Source organism: Streptomyces sp. NPDC107550, from assembly GCF_055639095.1.
Genome location: NZ_JBVKBC010000012.1, coordinates 53,129 through 70,461, shown reverse-complemented (window position 1 = coordinate 70,461; position 17,333 = coordinate 53,129). Strand labels below are relative to the sequence as shown.

Sequence of the window (17,333 nt, the reverse complement as noted above, 5' to 3'; positions counted from 1 at the left end):
GGAGGGCCGGTCAATTGCCTCGGCGGAGCAGGAGTTCGCGGATGCGGCCCGCGTGGCGGCGGCTGACCGCTATCTCGTCGGAGCCGACGACGACGCTCATCGAGCCGCCGTCGAGGCGGAGTTCGCCGATGCGGTGCAGGGCGACGAGGTGGCTGCGGTGCACGCGCACGAAGCCGAGCGGCTGCCAGCGCTCCTCCAGTGTGGTGAGCGGGATGCGCACGAGGTGGCTGGTGCCGTCGGCGGTGTGCAGGCGCGCGTAGTCGCCCTGGGCCTCGGCGTACGTGATGTCGGCGACGGCGACGAGGCGGGTGACGCCGCCGAGTTCGACGGGGATGCGGTCGGAGACGGTCGCGGGCGGCGGGGCGCTCGCCGCCCGTTCGGCGACGCGGCCGACGGCTTCGGCGAGGCGTTCGCGGCGGACGGGTTTGAGCAGGTAGTCGACGGCCTTGAGGTCGAACGCCTGGACGGCGAAGTCCTCGTGGGCGGTGACGAAGACGACGAGCGGCGGCCGGGCGAACCCGGCGAGGAGGCGGGCCACGTCGAGCCCGGTCAGGCCCGGCATCCGGATGTCGAGGAAGAGGGCGTCGACGGCGCCCTCGCCGCCGGGGCCCTCCTCCAGGGCGCGGGCGATGCGGCGCAGTGCCTCGTTGGCGTCGGTGGCGCCCTCGGCGCTCCGTACGCGCGGGTCGGCGCGCAGGAGGTACAGGAGTTCGGCGAGGGCCGGTTCCTCGTCGTCGACGGCCAGTACGCGCAGCATGCGGCGGAGTGTAACCGGGCGCCCGGGGCCGCTACTTGAGCAGGCGGGACATGCGCCGGTCGGCGAGCGGCTTGCCGCCGGTCTGGCAGGTGGGGCAGTACTGGAGCGAGCTGTCGCTGAAGCTGACCTCGCGGATGGTGTCGCCGCACACCGGGCAGGGCTCGCCGGTGCGGCCGTGGACGCGCAGCCCGGACTTCTTCTCCGCCTTGAGCCGGCCGGCGGCGAGCCCGCGCGAGCGCTCGACGGCGCCGGTCAGGGTGTCGCGCGTCGCGGTGTACAGGGTGTGCAGGTCCTCCGGGGTCAGGGTCGCGGCCAGTCTGAAGGGGGACATGCGGGCCGCGTGCAGGATCTCGTCGCTGTAGGCGTTGCCGATGCCGGCGATGAGGGACTGGTCGCGCAGGGCGCCCTTGATCTGCCGCCGCTCCCCCGCGAGCAGCCGGGTGAACGCGGCCTCGTCGAAGTCGTCGGCGAGCGGGTCGGGGCCGAGGCGGGCGACGCCGGGCACCTCGGCGGGGTCGCGGACCACGTACACGGCGAGCTTCTTGGTGGTGCCGGCCTCGGTCAGGTCGAAGCCCTCGCCGGTCTCCAGGGCGACGCGCAGCGCGAGCGGACCCTTGCCGGGCTTGGGCGGGCCGTCCGGCAGCCGGTCCTTCCAGTGCAGCCAGCCCGCGCGGGCCAGATGGGTGACGAGGTGCAGTCCGTCCGCGTCCACGTCGAGGAACTTGCCGTGCCGCGTGACCCCGGTGACCCGGCGGCCCTCCAGCGCGGCGGGCTGCGGGTCGTACGTCTTCAGGACGCTGATCGCCACGGGCATGACGCGCACGATCTCGTGGCCGACGAGGTGGTCGGTGAGGAAGTCCTTGAGCGCTTCGACCTCGGGCAGTTCCGGCATACGTCCAGGGTGCCACCACCGGGGCGCCGGGGCCGCCGGAGAGCGCGGGGACGTACGTCGGTCGCGTCAGCGCCGGGGCGGGACCGCGAACTCGCACCAGACGCACTTGCCGCCGCCCCGCGCCTCCACGCCCCACGCGTCCGCGAGCCGCTCGACGAGGAGCAGACCGCGCCCGGAGACCCCGGCGGGGCCCGCGTCGCGGCGGCGCGGCAGGGCGCTGGAGCCGTCCTCGACGTCGACGCGGAGCCGGCGCCCGGGGCCGGTGAGGGCGCGCAGCGTCACGATGGCGGGCCCGTCGGTGTGCATGAGGGCGTTGGTGACGAGTTCGTCGGCGACGAGTTCGATCTCGTCGGCGCGGTCGCGGGCGCCCCAGGCCCGTACGGCGGTGCGGATCATGTGGCGGGCGGCGGCGAGGGCGTCGGGGTCGCCGGGCGGGACGTGCTCGGTGAGCCGGCCGCCGGAGCGCGGGCCGCCCGCGTCGTGCCGGCGCAGCAGCAGGAGCGCCACGTCGTCGTCGCCGCCACGCACGTCGACGCTGGCGCAGAGCCGGTCGGCGAGTTCGTCGATGTCGTCGGGGCCCTGCTCGATCAGCTCCGTGAGGGCCTGGAGGCCGTCGTCGAGGTCGGCACCGGGCTGTTCGACGAGGCCGTCGGTGCACAGGACGAGGGTCTGTCCTGGGTCCAGCTCGACGGTCGTGACGGGGTAGTCGAGCCGCCCGAACTCGGCGGACAGGCCAAGGGGCAGGCCGCCGCCCGCGGGCAGCCTGCGGCACGTGCCGTCGGTGCGGCGCAGCAGCGGGTCGAGGTGTCCGGCGCGCACGAGCTGGACGACGCCGGTGGTCAGGTCGGCCTCGGCGTACAGGCAGGTGGCGAAGCGGTCGGTGTCGAGTTCGTGCAGGAAGACGGAGGCGCGGGCCATGACGGTCGCGGGGGTGTGGCCCTCGGCGGCGTAGGCGCGCAGCACGATGCGGAGCTGGCCCATGACGGCGGCGGCGTGCGTGTCGTGGCCCTGGACGTCGCCGATGACGGCGCCGACGCGGCCGCCGGGCAGCGGGATCACGTCGTACCAGTCGCCGCCGATGTCGCGGCCGAGGGCGGCGGAGCGGTAGCGCACGGCGATGTCGGCGCCGGGCACGCCGGGGATGGTGCGCGGCAGCATGGCCTGCTGGAGACCTTCGGCGAGGTCCTTCTCCTGCTCGTAGAACATGGCGCGTTGCAGGCTCTGCGCGATGCTGCTGCCGAGGGCGAGCAGGACGTTGCGTTCGGAGTCGGTGAAGCCCTTGCGGTCGTGGTAGAGCAGTCCGACGGCGCCGATGGGGCGGGCCTGCGCGATGAGCGGCAGGTACGCGGCGGAGCGGATGCCGAGCTGGGTGAGGTGCGGCCACAGCACGGGGTAGGACTCGGCGAAGTCGCGGGGCGACTCGATGAAGCGCGGCTGCATGGTCCGTACGACCTCGCCCATCGGGTACGGGTCCTCGACGCGGGTGACCTGGGTGCCGGGCACGAAGCTGCCGCTTGGGCCCTCGGCGACGAGATGGATGCGGCCGGCGCGGACGAGTCCCATGACGAAGCTGGTCGCGCCGAGCCGCTCCACGCCGCGTGTCTCGCGCAGCACGTCGATGACGTCCTCGACGGTACGGGCGTGCGCGAGGGCGGCGGTGGTGTTCTGCACGACGCTGGTCTCGCGGCGGCGCAGGTCCTCGCGGGTGGCGCGTTCGTGGTCGACGGCGGCGTCGTTGAGTTCGTCGGTGGCGTCGCGGACGATGCCGACGATGCGGCGGGGGCGGCCGTCGGGCCCGCGCCGGATGTAGGCGCGGGTGTGGGTCCAGCGGGTGGCGCCGTCGCGGGTGCGGATGCGGAAGTAGGCGCCGTAGCCCTCCTCGCCGCTCTTGAGGGCCTGGGAGACGACGGCGTCGAGCCGGCCGGCGTCGGGGGCGGGGACGCGGCTCGCCAGGGACTCGGGCCGGCCGTCGTACTCGCCGGGGACGAGGTCGAAGACGTCGTGGGCGTGGCTGTCCATGTGCATGAGGCCGCTTTCCAGGTCCCACTCGAAGCTGCCCATGCGCAGGCCGCGCCCGTACACCTCGAGGAAGCCGCGCGCGGTCTCCTCCGGGCGCTCCTCGGTGAAGGGGGCGTCCGGCTCGCCGCCCCGCCCGCTGCCCGCGTCCATAGGGCCACGCTAGGCGGGGTGCGCGGGGCCCGCACGCGAGCGGGGCCGGTCGTGGAGGCGCGGGGCGGGCACGTGAGCGGGGCCGGCCGGGGGCGCGCGGGGCCCCACGTGAGCGGGGACGCGCCGGGCGACGGCCGTGCCGCGCGGGCCGCAGGGCGGGGCGGGGGTGACACTGGGGGCGTGGACTGGTTCGCCGCCCCCGACCACTGGCTGAGCCGCCTGGTGTTCCAGCGCGGCCTGGCCGCCGTGTACGTGGTGGCGTTCGTGGGGGCCGCGCTGCAGTTCCGGGCGCTGATCGGGGAGCGCGGGATGCTGCCGGTGCCACGGTTCGTGGCGGGGGTGCCGTGGCGGCGGGCGCCGAGCCTGTTCCGGCTGCACTACTCGGACCGCTTCTTCGCGGGGTGCGCGTGGACGGGCGCGGCGGTCTCGGCGGGGCTGGTGGCGGGCGTGGACGGCCTGGTGCCGCTGTGGGCCGCGATGCTGCTGTGGCTGGTGCCGTGGGCGCTGTATCTGTCGATCGTGAACGTCGGGCAGACGTGGTACGGGTTCGGCTGGGAGTCGCTGCTCCTGGAGGCGGGCTTCCTCGCGGTGTTCCTCGGCAACGACGCGGTGGCGCCGCCGGCCGTCGTGCTGTTCCTGCTGCGCTGGCTGCTGTTCCGCGTCGAGTTCGGCGCGGGACTGATCAAGCTGCGCGGCGACGCGTGCTGGCGCGATCTGACGTGCCTGTACTTCCATCACGAGACGCAGCCGATGCCGGGCCCGCTGAGCTGGTTCTTCCACCACCTGCCGCGTCCGCTGCACCGGGTGGAGGCGGCGGCGAACCATGTGACACAGCTCGTCGTGCCCTTCGGCCTGTTCGCGCCGCAGCCGGTGGCGTCGGTCGCGGCGGGCCTGATGGTCCTCACCCAGCTCTGGCTGATCCTGTCCGGGAACTTCGCGTGGCTGAACTGGCTGACGGTGCTGCTCGCCCTGTCCGTCCTCGACACCGGCGCGCTCGCCCGCCCGGCCGCGCCACCGCCGTCCGCGCCGCTCTGGTACGCGGCCTCGGTCCTCGCCCTCGCCGCGCTGGTCGCGGCCCTCAGCTACCGCCCGGCCCGCAACCTGCTCTCCCGCCGCCAGGCCATGAACCGCTCCTACGACCCGCTGCACCTCGTCAACGCGTACGGGGCGTTCGGCTCGGTGGGGCGGGTGCGCCGGGAGATCGTCATCGAGGGCACGGCCGACCCGCACCCGCGCCCCGACTCGCGCTGGCTGGCGTACGAGTTCAAGGGCAAGCCCGGCGATCCCCGGCGGCTGCCCCGCCCGTACGCCCCCTACCATCTGCGGCTCGACTGGATGATGTGGTTCGCGGCCCTCTCCCCCGCGTACGCGCGCGGCTGGTTCGACGGCCTCGTCGAGCGGCTGCTCGAAGGCGACCGGGACACGCTGCGCCTGCTGCGGCACTGCCCGTTCCCGGACGCGCCGCCCGCGTACGTACGGGCCCACGTGTACCGCTACCGGTACACGACCTGGCGCGAGCTGCGGGCGAGCGGCGCGTGGTGGGAGCGGACCTATGTACGGGAACTGCTGCCGCCGACGCGGCTGAGGTAGACGCGGCGGGCGGTACCGGCGAAGACGTCCGGGTCCGGGCCGCCGACGAGCGCCCGGGCGGCGTCGAGGACCTGCCCGTAGGTCGCGGCGAGGGTGCACACGGGCCAGTCGGAGCCGAACATCACGCGGTCCGTGCCGAAGGCGTCGAGGACGGTGTCGGCGTACGGGCGCAGGTCATCGGCGCTCCAGCGCGCCGGGTCGGCCTCGGTCACCAGGCCGGAGAGCTTGCAGACGGTGTTGGGCAGCGCGGCGAGCTGCCGCAGCCGGGTGCGCCAGGGCTCCAGGGCGCCGGAGGCGACGGGCGGCTTGCCCGCGTGGTCGAGCACGAAGAGGAGGTCGGGGTGGGCGCGGGCCGCTTCGACGCAGGCGGGCAGGTGGTGGGGCAGGACGACGAGGTCGTGGACGAGCCCGGCGGCGGCGAGGGCGTCCATGCCGCGTCCCACGTCGGGGCGCAGCAGCCAGCGCGGGTCGGGTTCGCTCTGGACCTGGTGACGGATGCCGGCGAGGCGGTCGCCACCGGGCAGGGCGCGCAATCGGGCGAGCGCGTCGGGCACGTCGGGGCGGGTCAGGTCGGTCCAGCCGACGACGGCGGCGACGAGGTTGTCGCGGCGGGCGAGGTCGAGGAGTTCGGGGGCCTCATCGGCGACGGTGACGGTCTGGACGACGACGGTGGCGGTGACGCCGTGCGCGCGGGCCTCGGGGGTGAGGTCGTCGAGGGTGAAGTCGCGTCGCAGGGGCGCGAGTTCGGGCCCGGTGATCCAGTCCTGGTCGCGGTGGGCGAGGTCCCAGACGTGGTGGTGGGCGTCGACGAGGGCGGGCGCGGCGGTCACGGCAGCTCCCAGACGACGGGCAGGCCGGCGTCCGCGCCCTCGGCGGAGTAGTCGTGGGCGACGTCGAGGAGTTCGGCCATCCGGGCCTGCCAGGTGATGTTGACGGGGAGGCGGTCGAGCCGTGCGAGGAGGCGGGCGTAGTCCTCGCACTCCAGGACGTGGAAGAGGTCGGTGCCGCTGCGCCAGATCGTCCAGTGCGTGGCGCCTGCGGCGCGGATGGCGGCGACGAGCTCGGCGGGGACCTCGCGGTGGGCTGCCTCGTACGCCTCGACGCGGTCGGCGCGGACCTTGGTGTGCAGGGCGACTCTCACGCGGGACTCTCCTGGTCGGGGGCGGGGGCGTCGGGGGCGGTGTCTTCAAGCGCGCCCGCTTCGGGGGCGGGGTTCTCGCGGTGACCGCTGTCCGGCGCCGGGGCCTGGGGCGCGGTCGGGGTCGGGGCCTGGGCCGGGGTCGGCACGTCGGGGTGGAGCAGGCCGCGCGCGCGGGCCTCCTCCCACAGCTCCCCGGGCACGGCGGACGTGAACTGCCTTGCCGTGTCCCGGACTTCGGCGGCGCTGCGGTTGCCGACGAGGATCCCGGCGACGGCGGGGTGGCCGAAGGGGAAGGCGAGGGCGGCGGCCCGCAGCGTCGTGCCGTAGCGCTCGGCGAGGGTCTGCCAGCGCAGGGCCCGGGCGACGAGGTCGGGCGGGGCGGCGGCGTAGTCGAAGGTGGCGCCGGGGCGGGGGTCGGCGAGCAGCCCGGAGTTGAGGACGCCGCCGAGGATCACGGCGACGCCCCGCTCGGCCGCCGCGGGCAGCAGGTCGGTCAGGGCGCTCTGGTCGAGCAGGGTGTAGCGCCCGGCGCACAGCACCACGTCGACGTCGGTCTCCCGGACGAACCGGGTGAGCGGCGCCGAGCGGTTCATGCCCGCGCCGATCGCGCCGACGAGCCCTTCGGCGCGCAGCCGCTCCAGAGCGGGACAGCCCTCGGTGAGGGCCTGTTCGGCGTGGTCGTCGGGGTCGTGCAGATAGGCGATGTCGACGCGGTCGAGACCCAGGCGGCCGAGGCTCGCGTGCAGGGAGCGGCGGACGCCGTCGGCGCTGAAGTCCCAGACGCGGCGGTGGGTGGCGGGCACCGCGAAGCCTTCGGCGAGGTCGTCTCCGCCGCCGTGGTGGGGTACGAGGAGGCGCCCGGCCTTCGTGGACAGGGTGTACTGCTCGCGGGGGCGCAGCCGCAGATGGGCGCCGACCCGGCGTTCGGACAGGCCGAGGCCGTAGTGGGGCGCGGTGTCGAAGTAGCGGGTGCCCGCGTCCCAGGCGGCTTCCAGGGCCGCGTCGGCGTCCTGGTCGGTGACGGGCGTGTAGAGGTTGCCGAGGGCGGCGGCGCCGAAGCCGAGGGGGGTGACGGGCACTCCGGAGCGGCCCAGGGTGCGGGCGGGGGCGGGCATCGGCGTCACTGCCCGGCGGGCCGCGGGCGCAGGCCCTGCATGCCTCCGTCGACGGCGAGGGAGGTGCCGGTGGTGGCGCCGGAGTGCGGGCTCGCCAGGTGGACGATGGCGGCGGCGACCTCCTCGGCCCGGACGAGGCGGCCGGTGGGCTGGCGGGCTTCGAGGGCGGCGCGTTCGGCGGCGGGATCGTCGGCGCGCTCCAGGAGGCGGCCGATCCAGGGGGTGTCGGCGGTGCCGGGGTTGACGCAGTTGACGCGGATGCCCTCGCGCAGGTGGTCGGCGGCCATGGCGAGCGTCAGGGAGTACACGGCGCCCTTGGAGGCCGCGTACAGGGCGCGCTGCGGCAGGCCCGCGGTGGCGGCGATCGAGCAGGTGTTGACGACGGCGGCGCGGCCCGAGGCGCGCAGCGCGGGCAGTGCGGCGCGGGTGACGCGGACCATGCCGACGACGTTGACGTCGAGGACGCGGTGCCATTCGGCGTCGTCGTTGTCGGCCACGGTGCCCTGGGCGCCGATGCCCGCGTTGTTGACGAGGATGTCGAGGCCGCCGAGGCCGGTGACGGCGGCCCCCACGGCGGCCCGTACGGCCATGTCGTCGGTGACGTCGGCGGCGTAGGCGCGCAGCGGCTTGTCGACGGCGGTGATGTCGCGGTCGAGGACGGCGACGGCGGCGCCGCGCGCGGTGAGCAGGTCGGCGGTGGCGCGGCCGATGCCGGAGGCGCCGCCGGTGACGAGGGCCGTGAGGCCGGCGAGGTCGTGAGCGGTCGCGCTCGTCATGCTGCGGCTCCGTTCGTGCGGTCGGGGCGGTGCGCGGCGCGGTCCTCGGCCCAGAACGGGCCGTCCGGGTAGGTGTAGCGGGCGAGGGACGCGGGGCGCATGGTGGCGGAGAAGCCAGGGGCGGCGGGCGCGGTGTAGTGGCCGTCGCGCAGGCGGACGGGGTCGGTGAAGTGCTCGTGGAGGTGGTCGACGTACTCGATGACGCGGTCCTCGGTGGTGCCGGAGACGGCGACGTAGTCGAACATCGACAGGTGCTGGACGAGTTCGCACAGGCCGACGCCGCCGGCGTGCGGGCACACGGGCACGCCGAACTCGGCGGCGAGGAGCAGGATGGCGAGGTTCTCGTTGACGCCGCCGACGCGGGCCGCGTCGATCTGGAGGACGTCGATGGCGCCGGCCTGGAGGAGCTGCTTGAACACGATGCGGTTCTGTACGTGTTCGCCGGTGGCGACCTTGACGGGGGCGACGGCGCGGCGGATCGCGGCGTGTCCGAGGACGTCGTCGGGGCTGGTGGGTTCCTCCACCCAGTACGGGTCGAACGCGGCGAGGGCGCGGGTCCAGCGGATCGCCTCGTCGACGTTCCAGCGCTGGTTGGCGTCGATGGCGAGGCGGATGCCGGGGCCGACGGCCTCGCGGGCGGCGCGGCAGCGGCGGATGTCGTCGTCGAGGTCGGCGCCGACCTTCAGCTTGATCTGGGTGAAGCCGTCGGCGACGGCCTGCCGGGCGAGGCGGGTCAGTTTCTCGTCGGAGTAGCCGAGCCAGCCGGGCGAGGTGGTGTAGCCGGGGTAGCCGCGCTCCAGGAGGCGGGCGGTGCGCTCGGCGGCGCCCGCGCGGCCCCGGGTGAGCAGGTGCAGGGCGCGGTCGGGGCTGAGGACGTCGGCGATGTAGCGGAAGTCGATCTGGGAGACGAGCCAGGCCGGGTCGGCGTCGGCGAGCAGGCGCCACAGGGGTTTGGCGGCGCGCTTGGCGGCGAGGTCCCACACGGCGTTGACGACGGCGCCGATCGCCATGTGCATCACGCCCTTCTCGGGCCCGAGCCAGCGCAGTTGGCTGTCGCCGACGAGGTCGCGGCCGAGGCTCGCGGGGTCGGCGCACAGCGCGTCGAGCGGCCGTCCGACGACGTGGTGGGCGAGGGCGCGGACGGCGGCGACCTGTACGTCGTTGCCGCGCCCGATGGTGAACGTGAAGCCGTGTCCCTCGTGTCCGTCGCCCGCGTCGGTGCGCAGCACGACGTAGGCGGCGGAGTAGTCGGGGTCGGGGTTCATGGCGTCGGAGCCGTCCAGCTCCCGGGAGGTGGGGAAGCGGACGTCGTAGGTGTCGACCGCGGTGACGCGGGGGGTGGTCGGGGGCACGGGTCGCCTTTCGGGCAGGGGGCGGGGGTCAGTCCTGGGCGCGGCCGGTGGTGACCCGGGCGATCATGAGGGCGACGAGGATGATCCCGCCGTAGATGGCGTCGATCCAGAAGGACGGCACCTGGGCCATGGTGAGCATCGTCTTGACGACGCCGAGCAGGAGTACGCCGGTGAGGGCGCCGAACATGGTGCCCTGGCCGCCGTCGAGGCTGATGCCGCCGATGACGGCGGCGGCGAACACCGTGAAGATCATGTTCTGGCCCTGGTTGGCGCCGATCGCGCCGACGTAACCGGTGTACATGAGGCCGCCGACCGAGGCGAGGATCCCGGCGACGACGTAGACGCCGAGGCGGACGCGGTCGACGCGGATGCCGGCGGCGCGGGCCGCTTCGAGGTTGCCGCCGATGGCGTACAGGGAGCGTCCCACCCGGTGGTACTTGAGGACGAGGCCGACGACGGCGAAGGCGAGGGCGGCGACCCACGCCGACATGGGGATGTGCAGGAAGGTGGTGGTGGCGAGGGTGAAGAACGCGTCGGGCATGCCGAAGAGGGTCTTGCCCTGGGTGGCGCCGACGAGCAGGCCGCGCAGGATGATCAGCATGGCGAGCGTGACGATGAAGGCGTTGAGCTTGACCTTGACGACGAGGACGCCGTTGAACGCGCCGATGACCGCGCCGACCACCGGGACCGCCAACAGGGCAAGTGCGGCGGGCAGTTCGGTGCCCCAGCCGGCTCGGGCGGCGGGCAGGACGAGGAGCGCGGCGACGGCCGGGGCGATACCGACGACGGATTCGAGGGAGAGGTCGAACTTGCCGGTGATGAGGACCAGCGACTCGGCCAGCACGACCATGGCGAGGGCCGCGGACGAGGCGAGGATGGAGATGAGGGTGGACTCGGTGAAGAAGGAGCCGTTGAGCAGTCCGCCGAGCAGCACGAGGAGCAACAGGGCGGGGACGAGGGCGAGTTCGCGGGCGCGGCGCACGAGGACGCTCCGCGCCTGAGCGCCGGACGCGGTGGCGGGGGGCGTGGGTGTCGCGGCCGAGGGGGCCTTGATGTCAGCCATGGCGGGCTGCTCCTTCACTGTCACTGTCGTGGGCGACCTCTTCGCTGTCGTGGGCGACCCCTTCGATGGAGGCGATGAGGTCGTGGTCCGACCAGCCCGCCGGGTGCTGCGCGACGACGCGGCCGTGGAAGAGGACGAGGACCCGGTCGCAGCGGCGCAGGTCGTCGAGTTCGTCGGAGACGACGAGGACGGCGGTGCCGTCCTCGCGCGCGCTGTCGACGCGCCGCAGCAGCGACTCCTTGGACTTCACGTCGACGCCGGCGGTGGGGTTGATGAGGACGAGGACGCGGGGTTCGCCGGCGAGGGCCCGGGCCATGACGACCTTCTGCGCGTTGCCGCCGGACAGATCGCTGACCGGCTGGTCGGGGCCTTCGGCGTGGATGTCGAGCCGGTCGATGAGGTCACGGGCGAAGGCCCTGCGGCGCGCGGTGGAGACGAACCCGTACCGGCCGAGGCGTCCGAGGACGCTCATGGTGGCGTTGTCGCCGATGGACATGCCGGTGACCAGGCCCTGGTCGTGCCGGTCGCGCGGTACGCAGCCGACGCCCGCGGCGAGGGCGGCGGGCACGTCTCCGAAGCGCAGCGGGCGGCCCTCGACGTGCGCGGTGCCGGAGGCGGGGGTGTGCAGTCCGGCGAGGGACTCGGCGAGCGCGATCTTGCCGCTGCCGCTGGACCCGGCGAGCCCGACGACCTCGCCGCGGCGCAGGCTCAGGTCGATGTCGTGGTACGTGTCCGAGGTCAGCGCCCGTACGTCGAGGACGACCGGGGCGTCCACCGCGCCTTGGGCGGCGACGGCCTCGGCGGCGGCCGCCGCCTGTTCGGCGACGGCCTCGCCCGCCATGGCCTCCACCAGTGCGGGGCGCGGGAGTTCGGCGACGGGGGCGGTGGTGATCCAGCGGGCGTCGCGCAGGACGGTGACGGTCTGGCAGACCTCGTAGACCTCTTGGAGGTGGTGGGAGATGAACAGGAAGGTGACGCCCGCGTCCTGGAGGGAGCGCATGCGGGTGAACAGGCGCTCGATCTCCTTGTTGTCGAGTTGCGCGGTCGGTTCGTCGAGGACGATGAAGCGGGCGCCCTGGCTGAGGGCGCGGGCGATCTCGACCATCTGCCGGTCCTCGACCTTGAGGTCGGCGGTGCGGGCGCCGGGGTCGACGCGCACGTCCCAGGTGTCGAGCAGCGCGCTCGCCTCGGCGTGCAGCGTCTTCCAGCGGAAGAAGCCGCGGCGGGCGTGGGGCGGCCGGCCGAGGAAGAGGTTCTCGGCGACGGTCAACTCGGGGACGACGGTGGGCTTCTGGTAGACGCAGGCGACCTTGGAGCGCCAGGCGTCGCGGTCGGTGAGGGGCGGCGCGGGCTCGCCGTCGAAGCGGAGCGTGCCCGCGTCCGGTGCCTGAAGGCCCGTCAGGACGGTGACGAGGGTGGACTTTCCGGCGCCGTTGCGGCCGACGAGGGCGTGCGAGTCGCCGGCGTGGACGGTGAGGCGGCCGTCTGCGAGGGCGACGGTGGGCCCGTACCGTTTGGCGATGCCCGTTGCTTCCACCAACGGGGCTGCGGTGGCGGTCATTTGACGGTGTTTCCCCACAGCTTGGGGTCGTCGACGTTGTCCTTGGTGACCAGCGGCGCGGGCAGTTGGTCCTCCAGCGTGCCGTCGGGCAGTCGGACGATCTCGGAGCCGTGGTCGGTCTTGCCGGGCTTGAATGTCTTCCCCCGCATCGCGGCCTTGATGTAGTACATGCCGTACTTGGCGTAGGCGTCGGCGGGCTGGGAGACGGTGGCGTCGATCTGGCCCTTGCGGATGGCGTCGAACTCCTGCGGGATGCCGTCGTTGGACACGATGGTGATGTGTCCGGCGCTGCCGGCCTTCTTCAGCAGGCCCTTGGACTTGAGGGTCTGGAGCGTCGGCGCGAGATAGACGCCGCCGGCCTGCATATAGATGCCCTTGAGGTCGCGGTCGGAGTTGAGCAGGGTGTCGAGCTTGGCGGCGGCGGTGTCCGACTCCCACTTCGCGGGGATCTCCAGGACCTTCAGCGCGGGGTACTTCTTCTTCACGCAGGCCCTGAACGCCTTGGAGCGCTCACGGCCGTTGACGGAGGCGAGGTCGCCCATGATCTGCACGACCTTGCCGGACTTGACCTGCCCGCCGAGGTAGTCGCACGCCTTCTCCCCGTACGCGACGTTGTTCGCCCGTACGACCATGGCGACCTTGCCCTTCTCGGGGGCGACGTCGACGGCGACGACGGGGACGCCCTTGCGTTCGGCCTGGTCGAGTCCGGCGGCGATGGCGGCGCTGTCGAGCGGGGCGACGACGAGGCCCTTGACGCCCTGGTTGAGCTGGTTGTTGATGTCGGTGATCTGCTGCGAGGGGTCGCTGTTGGAGTTGACGGTCTTGAGCGCGTCCACGCCCTCGGACTTCGCCATCTTCGGCACGTAGTCGTTGTACGACTGCCAGAACGGCGAGGTCAGCAGGGGCAGGATCACGCCGACCTTGCCGCCGCCTGCGCCGCCCGCGCCGCCGGATCCGCCGCCCGCCGCGTCCTTCGTGCTGCCGCAGGCGCTCAGGGCGAGGGCGGCGCACACCGGCAGGGCCGCCGCGCGCAGGGTGCGCCCTCGCCACGTCCGTCCGGCCTTCGCCCTCGTCGTGCCTTTCGTGGTGCCAGTCATCGGACCGCTCCTCGGCTTTCGGAGATCAGGGGGCGCGGCCGGGTTCCGCGCGTCCCGGCACCGGCCGCGCCGAGATATTTATCAGACCACTTTGCTCGGTCAACACCCCTCGTTCTCAAGTTTCTTCGGGTTTTACGGGTCTGAGACCTCGGAATGGTCCGACCTCTGCGCTAGTGGTCGGACCACTGGGCTGGTTAGACTGCGGCGCATCCAGCGGCCCCGTCGGGAGGACGTCAACGTGGAGCGGACCGCCTCGCAGCAGGGCACGGCCCCGCGGAAGGGCACGACCGTCACGGCGCGCGCCATCGAGCAGGTGAAGGCGATGATCGGCAGCGGCAGCCTGGAACCGGGCCAGCGGCTGCCCACCGAGCGGGATCTCGCCGCGCAGCTCGGCATCTCGCGGTCCTCCATGCGGGAGGCGATCCGGGCGCTGACCGTGCTCGGGGTGCTGGAAGCGCGGCACGGATCGGGCATCTACGTCACGCAGTTGGAGGCCGGCGACCTGCTGGAGACGTTCGGGGTGGTCGCGGACCTCTCGCGCGGGGAGCGGCTGGTCGAACTCCTCGAAGTGCGGCGCGTACTGGAGTCCACGGCGACGGCGCTGGCCGCCGCGCGGATCACGAAGCCGCAACTCGCGGAGGTCGCCGCGCACTTGGCGGCGATGGAGGCGACCGACGACCCCGAGGAGATCCTCTCCCACGATCTGGCGTTCCACCGGGTGATCGTGGGCGCGGCCGGGAACGGGACGATGGCGGCGATCCTGGAGGGGCTGTCCTCGCGGACGTTCCGGGCGCGGGTGTGGCGGGGGTATCAGGAGGAGGGGGCGTTCGAGCGGACGCGGCGGGAGCATGCGCGGATCCTGCGGGCGCTGAGGGCTCGGGATCCGGAGGCGGCGCGGGGGGCGGCGGCGGCGCACGTCGGCGAGGTAGAACACTGGATCACCTCCCAGTCCCCCTGAGCCTCGCCTCCGCGCCCCTAAGCAGAATTTCGCCTGCGGGTGGGTGGGGGCCGGCCGCACCGTTCCCCGCGCCCCTGGGCAGCACCTCACCTGCGGCCCGGTGGGGGCTGATCGCGCAGTTCCCCGCGCCCCTGGGCAGCATTTCGCCTGCGGCCCGGTGGGGGCTGATCGCGCAGTTCCCCGCGCCCCTTCGGTGCGCACTTCGTGCGCTACCTCCAGGACGGAAGGCGAAGCCTTCCGAAGACGGGGGAACAGGGGCGAAGCCCCGTTCCCCAGGGGCGCGGGGAACGGCGCGCTCAGCCCACCACCGGCCGGTGGACAACCACGCACAGGTGCGCCCCGTCAGGGGCGCGGGGAACTGCGCGAGAAGCCCCACCGGCCCGCAGACAACCACACACGCTCGTGCCCCGATAGGGGCGCGGGGAACTGCGCATCACGTCAAACCCCCCGCACCCCCCAAAAAGACCTCACCGTCACTTCCCGCCCGCCCCCGAAGCGCCCCCACCAGAAGATCCAGCGCCGCCTCGAACGAACTCCCCGCCATCAACCCCAGATAGGGCCGAACCGCGGCGACATGAGGATGCCCCTCCTCGGAGAGCCCCGCGTACACCGCCCCCCACGCAAGATCATCCGCCGCCCGCTTCCCGTCCGGCAGAGCCACATACGCCGCGTCCAACGCCGCATGCCCCAACACGGTGTCCACGAAGACCCCGTACCACCGCACCGCGTCCGCCGGCGCGAACCCACCCCGCAACAGCAGCCCGATCCCCGTGTCGACGGCCCGGAACTCATGCGCCCGCCGCGTCACACGGAACGCCGCCAGCGCCGCCACCCGCGGATGCGCCCGGTACCCGCGATGGATCCGCAGCCCCATCTCCCGCAGCCCCTCGTGCCACACGAACCCGTCCGGCTCGAACCCCGCCATCGCGTCCCCGATGATCCGGTCGGCGACGGCGAGCAGCAGATCGTCCGTGTTGTGGAAGTACCGGTACAGCGCGCTCGGATCGCATCCGAGGGCCGCCCCCAGCCTGCGCACGCTGAGCGCGTCCGGCCCGTGCTGCCCGACGAGCCGCAGCGCGCACTCCACGATGACGTCCTCGGACAGCAGCACCCCCGACCGCGTCGGCCGCCGCCGCCTCCGTTCCGCCGGCACCCGTGACTCACTCATCGCCACCGCCTCCCTCCCTGCCGCGTCCGGCACGGACCCCCGCCGCGCCCGCCTTATGTCAACACCATTGACGCACCGCTGACAAGGCCGGTTTGATCGCAGCCTCTTCCCGCACCGCCCCTTCCCGCCCCTCCCCTTCTCCGGTCCCAGGAGCCTGCCCATGAGAAGTGAATCCCCAGGTCTGCGCCGTTCCCTCGGTGTCGTGGACGGCGTCGCGGTCGCCGCCTCCAGCACCGCCGCGACCACCAGCATCGGCATCGGGATGGGCTCACTGGCGGCGACGGTGGGCCTCCAGGCACCGGCGATCCTGCTCGTGGCGTTCGTCCCGATCCTCGGCATCGCCACCGCGTACGCCCGTCTGAACCGCGACGAGCAGAACATGGGCAGCGGCTACGTCTGGGTGGGCCGTTCGCTCGGCCCGTGGCTGGGCTTCCTGACGGGCTGGGTCACGCTCGTCGGCACCCTGGTCTTCATGGCGTACACGACGGCCGTGACGGGTTCGGTCTTCCTCCAGTTCGCCGTGAAGGCCCATCTCACCTCCCTGGCAGGGCTCCGCCTGGACCCGAACTCGACGGCGCTCTCCACGGTCGTGGGCCTGATCGTGCTCGCGGCCGTGACGGTCACGGCGGTCACCGGCATCCGCAAGGCGACGCGCCTGCAGACCTGGCTGCTGGTCTTCGAGTACGTGGTGCTGCTCGGGTTCTGCGGCTGGGCGCTGGTGACGGGCGCGCACGCGTTCTCGTGGGCGTGGCTGAACCCGTTCGCCGTGCACGACGGCACCGGCTTCGCGCAGGGCCTCGTCCTCGCGGTGTTCTTCTTCTGGGGCTGGGACGCCGCGTTCAGCGTCACCGAGGAGACCGAGGACGTACGGGACGCGGGGCGCGGCGGGTTCATCGCCCTGTTCACGATGCTGGCGCTGTTCCTGTACGGGTCGGTGGCGTTCCAGCGGGAGATGTCGCTGCCCGAGCTGGTCGAGCAGGGTCCGCAGGCGCTCACGTATCTCGGCGCGAAGCTCGCGGACGAGCCGTGGGCGAGCCTGCCGCTGCTGGCGCTGCTGTTCTCGGCGGTGGCCTCGCTCCAGTCCAGCGTCATCCCGACGGCGCGGGGCCTGCTGGCGATGGGCCGGGACCGCACGATGGGCGGGGTGTGGACGCGGATCAGCCCCCGTTACGGTTCGCCCGCGCTCGGCACGGTCCTCGTCACGTCGATCTCGGCCGCGCTCGCGCTGCTGGCGCTCGCCATCCCGAAGCTGAACGAGATGATCCTCGCGGCCGTGAACTCCATCGGTCTGGTCGTCGCCCTCTACTACGGACTTACGGCACTGGCGTGCGCGGTCCGCTTCCGCGCGCTGCTGCGTACGGCACCGCGCGAGGCGCTGCGCGCGGTCGTCGCGCCGGGGGTGAGCGGCCTGGCGCTGCTCGGCATCGGCGTCTACCTCGGGCGGGACTACGCGACGATGAGCGACCGGTTCGAACTGAGCCCGGACAACGGCTGGTTCATGCTGGCGGTGCCGCTCACGATCATCGTCTCCGGGCTCGGCATGGCCGCGTACGCCAAGTACCGGCGCCGCTCTCCCTACTTCACGACCGGGCGCGGCACGGACGCCGACGCCCTCGTCCTCGCCGCCCCCGACAAGATCTGACCGCCTCTCCTGCTGTGCCCGTAACCGCTGTACCCGTACGAGGAGTTGTTCC

The 17,333-nt window shown here is 73.4% G+C and carries 15 protein-coding genes; 3 read left to right on the top strand and 12 right to left on the bottom strand.

Annotated elements, in window-relative coordinates:
* Nucleotides 1-10 precede the first annotated feature (10 nt).
* The 3 genes from ACZ7LY_RS18195 to ACZ7LY_RS18185 all read right to left on the bottom strand — a co-directional run bounded on the left by ACZ7LY_RS18195 (nt 11) and on the right by ACZ7LY_RS18185 (nt 3,818).
* Complete coding sequence (locus tag ACZ7LY_RS18195) at nt 11-757, bottom strand: LytR/AlgR family response regulator transcription factor (protein WP_471625616.1); 747 nt, start codon at nt 755-757, stop codon at nt 11-13.
* Nucleotides 758-788: 31 nt separating this feature from the next.
* On the bottom strand, nt 789-1,649 hold the full coding sequence (locus tag ACZ7LY_RS18190; protein WP_471625615.1) for an Fpg/Nei family DNA glycosylase: 861 nt from the start codon (nt 1,647-1,649) through the stop codon (nt 789-791).
* Nucleotides 1,650-1,715: 66 nt separating this feature from the next.
* Nucleotides 1,716-3,818: a SpoIIE family protein phosphatase gene (locus ACZ7LY_RS18185; protein ID WP_471625614.1), complete on the bottom strand. Its 2,103-nt coding sequence runs from the start codon at nt 3,816-3,818 to the stop codon at nt 1,716-1,718.
* Between the two features lie 180 nt (nt 3,819-3,998).
* Here ACZ7LY_RS18185 and ACZ7LY_RS18180 point away from each other — a divergent pair, with 180 nt between their 5' ends.
* Nucleotides 3,999-5,408 carry a lipase maturation factor family protein gene (locus tag ACZ7LY_RS18180; protein ID WP_471625613.1) on the top strand — a complete coding sequence of 470 codons (1,410 nt, stop codon included), beginning with the start codon at nt 3,999-4,001 and terminating at the stop codon, nt 5,406-5,408.
* On the opposite strand, the gene ACZ7LY_RS18175 is transcribed toward ACZ7LY_RS18180, so the two are convergent.
* Genes ACZ7LY_RS18175 through ACZ7LY_RS18140 form a run of 8 tightly spaced genes read right to left on the bottom strand, consistent with a single transcriptional unit; the run spans nt 5,369 to nt 13,513 of the window.
* Complete coding sequence (locus ACZ7LY_RS18175) at nt 5,369-6,238, bottom strand: amidohydrolase family protein (RefSeq protein ID WP_471625612.1); 870 nt, start codon at nt 6,236-6,238, stop codon at nt 5,369-5,371. The two genes, ACZ7LY_RS18180 and ACZ7LY_RS18175, sit on opposite strands and share 40 nt — an antisense overlap.
* Nucleotides 6,235-6,549 carry an L-rhamnose mutarotase gene (locus ACZ7LY_RS18170; RefSeq protein WP_471625611.1) on the bottom strand — a complete coding sequence of 105 codons (315 nt, stop codon included), beginning with the start codon at nt 6,547-6,549 and terminating at the stop codon, nt 6,235-6,237. Before ACZ7LY_RS18170 ends, ACZ7LY_RS18175 begins: the two co-directional genes overlap by 4 nt.
* Nucleotides 6,546-7,664 (bottom strand): aldo/keto reductase, encoded by a 1,119-nt coding sequence (locus ACZ7LY_RS18165; RefSeq protein WP_471625610.1) that lies wholly within the window; start codon nt 7,662-7,664, stop codon nt 6,546-6,548. The genes ACZ7LY_RS18170 and ACZ7LY_RS18165 overlap by 4 nt, the downstream gene beginning before the upstream one ends.
* Nucleotides 7,665-7,669: 5 nt before the next feature.
* Nucleotides 7,670-8,440: an SDR family NAD(P)-dependent oxidoreductase gene (locus tag ACZ7LY_RS18160; RefSeq protein ID WP_471625609.1), complete on the bottom strand. Its 771-nt coding sequence runs from the start codon at nt 8,438-8,440 to the stop codon at nt 7,670-7,672.
* Nucleotides 8,437-9,792 carry an L-fuconate dehydratase gene (locus ACZ7LY_RS18155; RefSeq protein WP_471625608.1) on the bottom strand — a complete coding sequence of 452 codons (1,356 nt, stop codon included), beginning with the start codon at nt 9,790-9,792 and terminating at the stop codon, nt 8,437-8,439. The genes ACZ7LY_RS18160 and ACZ7LY_RS18155 overlap by 4 nt, the downstream gene beginning before the upstream one ends.
* Nucleotides 9,793-9,820: 28 nt before the next feature.
* Nucleotides 9,821-10,855: an ABC transporter permease gene (locus tag ACZ7LY_RS18150; protein ID WP_471625607.1), complete on the bottom strand. Its 1,035-nt coding sequence runs from the start codon at nt 10,853-10,855 to the stop codon at nt 9,821-9,823.
* Nucleotides 10,848-12,416 carry a sugar ABC transporter ATP-binding protein gene (locus ACZ7LY_RS18145; protein WP_471625606.1) on the bottom strand — a complete coding sequence of 523 codons (1,569 nt, stop codon included), beginning with the start codon at nt 12,414-12,416 and terminating at the stop codon, nt 10,848-10,850. Before ACZ7LY_RS18145 ends, ACZ7LY_RS18150 begins: the two co-directional genes overlap by 8 nt.
* The gene (locus tag ACZ7LY_RS18140; RefSeq protein WP_471625605.1) at nt 12,413-13,513 is read right to left on the bottom strand and encodes a sugar ABC transporter substrate-binding protein; all 1,101 of its coding nucleotides are present in this window, start codon (nt 13,511-13,513) and stop codon (nt 12,413-12,415) included. Before ACZ7LY_RS18140 ends, ACZ7LY_RS18145 begins: the two co-directional genes overlap by 4 nt.
* A gap of 238 nt (nt 13,514-13,751) precedes the next feature.
* Between ACZ7LY_RS18140 and ACZ7LY_RS18135 the strand changes: the two genes are divergently transcribed.
* Nucleotides 13,752-14,471 (top strand): FadR/GntR family transcriptional regulator, encoded by a 720-nt coding sequence (locus ACZ7LY_RS18135; protein ID WP_471625604.1) that lies wholly within the window; start codon nt 13,752-13,754, stop codon nt 14,469-14,471.
* Nucleotides 14,472-14,904: 433 nt separating this feature from the next.
* On the opposite strand, the gene ACZ7LY_RS18130 is transcribed toward ACZ7LY_RS18135, so the two are convergent.
* On the bottom strand, nt 14,905-15,639 hold the full coding sequence (locus ACZ7LY_RS18130) for a TetR/AcrR family transcriptional regulator (RefSeq protein WP_471625603.1): 735 nt from the start codon (nt 15,637-15,639) through the stop codon (nt 14,905-14,907).
* A 160-nt stretch (nt 15,640-15,799) separates the two neighbouring features.
* Between ACZ7LY_RS18130 and ACZ7LY_RS18125 the strand changes: the two genes are divergently transcribed.
* Nucleotides 15,800-17,281 (top strand): APC family permease, encoded by a 1,482-nt coding sequence (locus ACZ7LY_RS18125; RefSeq protein WP_471625602.1) that lies wholly within the window; start codon nt 15,800-15,802, stop codon nt 17,279-17,281.
* The last annotated feature ends 52 nt before the right edge of the window (nt 17,282-17,333 follow it).

Excerpts from the sequence above, each read along its gene's own strand:
- ACZ7LY_RS18195 (WP_471625616.1), bottom strand. The coding sequence starts at position 757 with ATGCTGCGCGTACTGGCCGTCGACGACGAGGAACCGGCCCTCGCCGAA.
- ACZ7LY_RS18185 (WP_471625614.1), bottom strand. The coding sequence starts at position 3,818 with ATGGACGCGGGCAGCGGGCGGGGCGGCGAGCCGGACGCCCCCTTCACC.
- ACZ7LY_RS18145 (WP_471625606.1), bottom strand. The coding sequence starts at position 12,416 with ATGACCGCCACCGCAGCCCCGTTGGTGGAAGCAACGGGCATCGCCAAA.
- ACZ7LY_RS18125 (WP_471625602.1), top strand. The coding sequence starts at position 15,800 with ATGAGAAGTGAATCCCCAGGTCTGCGCCGTTCCCTCGGTGTCGTGGAC.
- ACZ7LY_RS18140 (WP_471625605.1), bottom strand. The coding sequence starts at position 13,513 with ATGACTGGCACCACGAAAGGCACGACGAGGGCGAAGGCCGGACGGACG.
- ACZ7LY_RS18165 (WP_471625610.1), bottom strand. The coding sequence starts at position 7,664 with ATGCCCGCCCCCGCCCGCACCCTGGGCCGCTCCGGAGTGCCCGTCACC.
- ACZ7LY_RS18160 (WP_471625609.1), bottom strand. The coding sequence starts at position 8,440 with ATGACGAGCGCGACCGCTCACGACCTCGCCGGCCTCACGGCCCTCGTC.
- ACZ7LY_RS18190 (WP_471625615.1), bottom strand. The coding sequence starts at position 1,649 with ATGCCGGAACTGCCCGAGGTCGAAGCGCTCAAGGACTTCCTCACCGAC.
- ACZ7LY_RS18130 (WP_471625603.1), bottom strand. The coding sequence starts at position 15,639 with ATGAGTGAGTCACGGGTGCCGGCGGAACGGAGGCGGCGGCGGCCGACG.
- ACZ7LY_RS18150 (WP_471625607.1), bottom strand. The coding sequence starts at position 10,855 with ATGGCTGACATCAAGGCCCCCTCGGCCGCGACACCCACGCCCCCCGCC.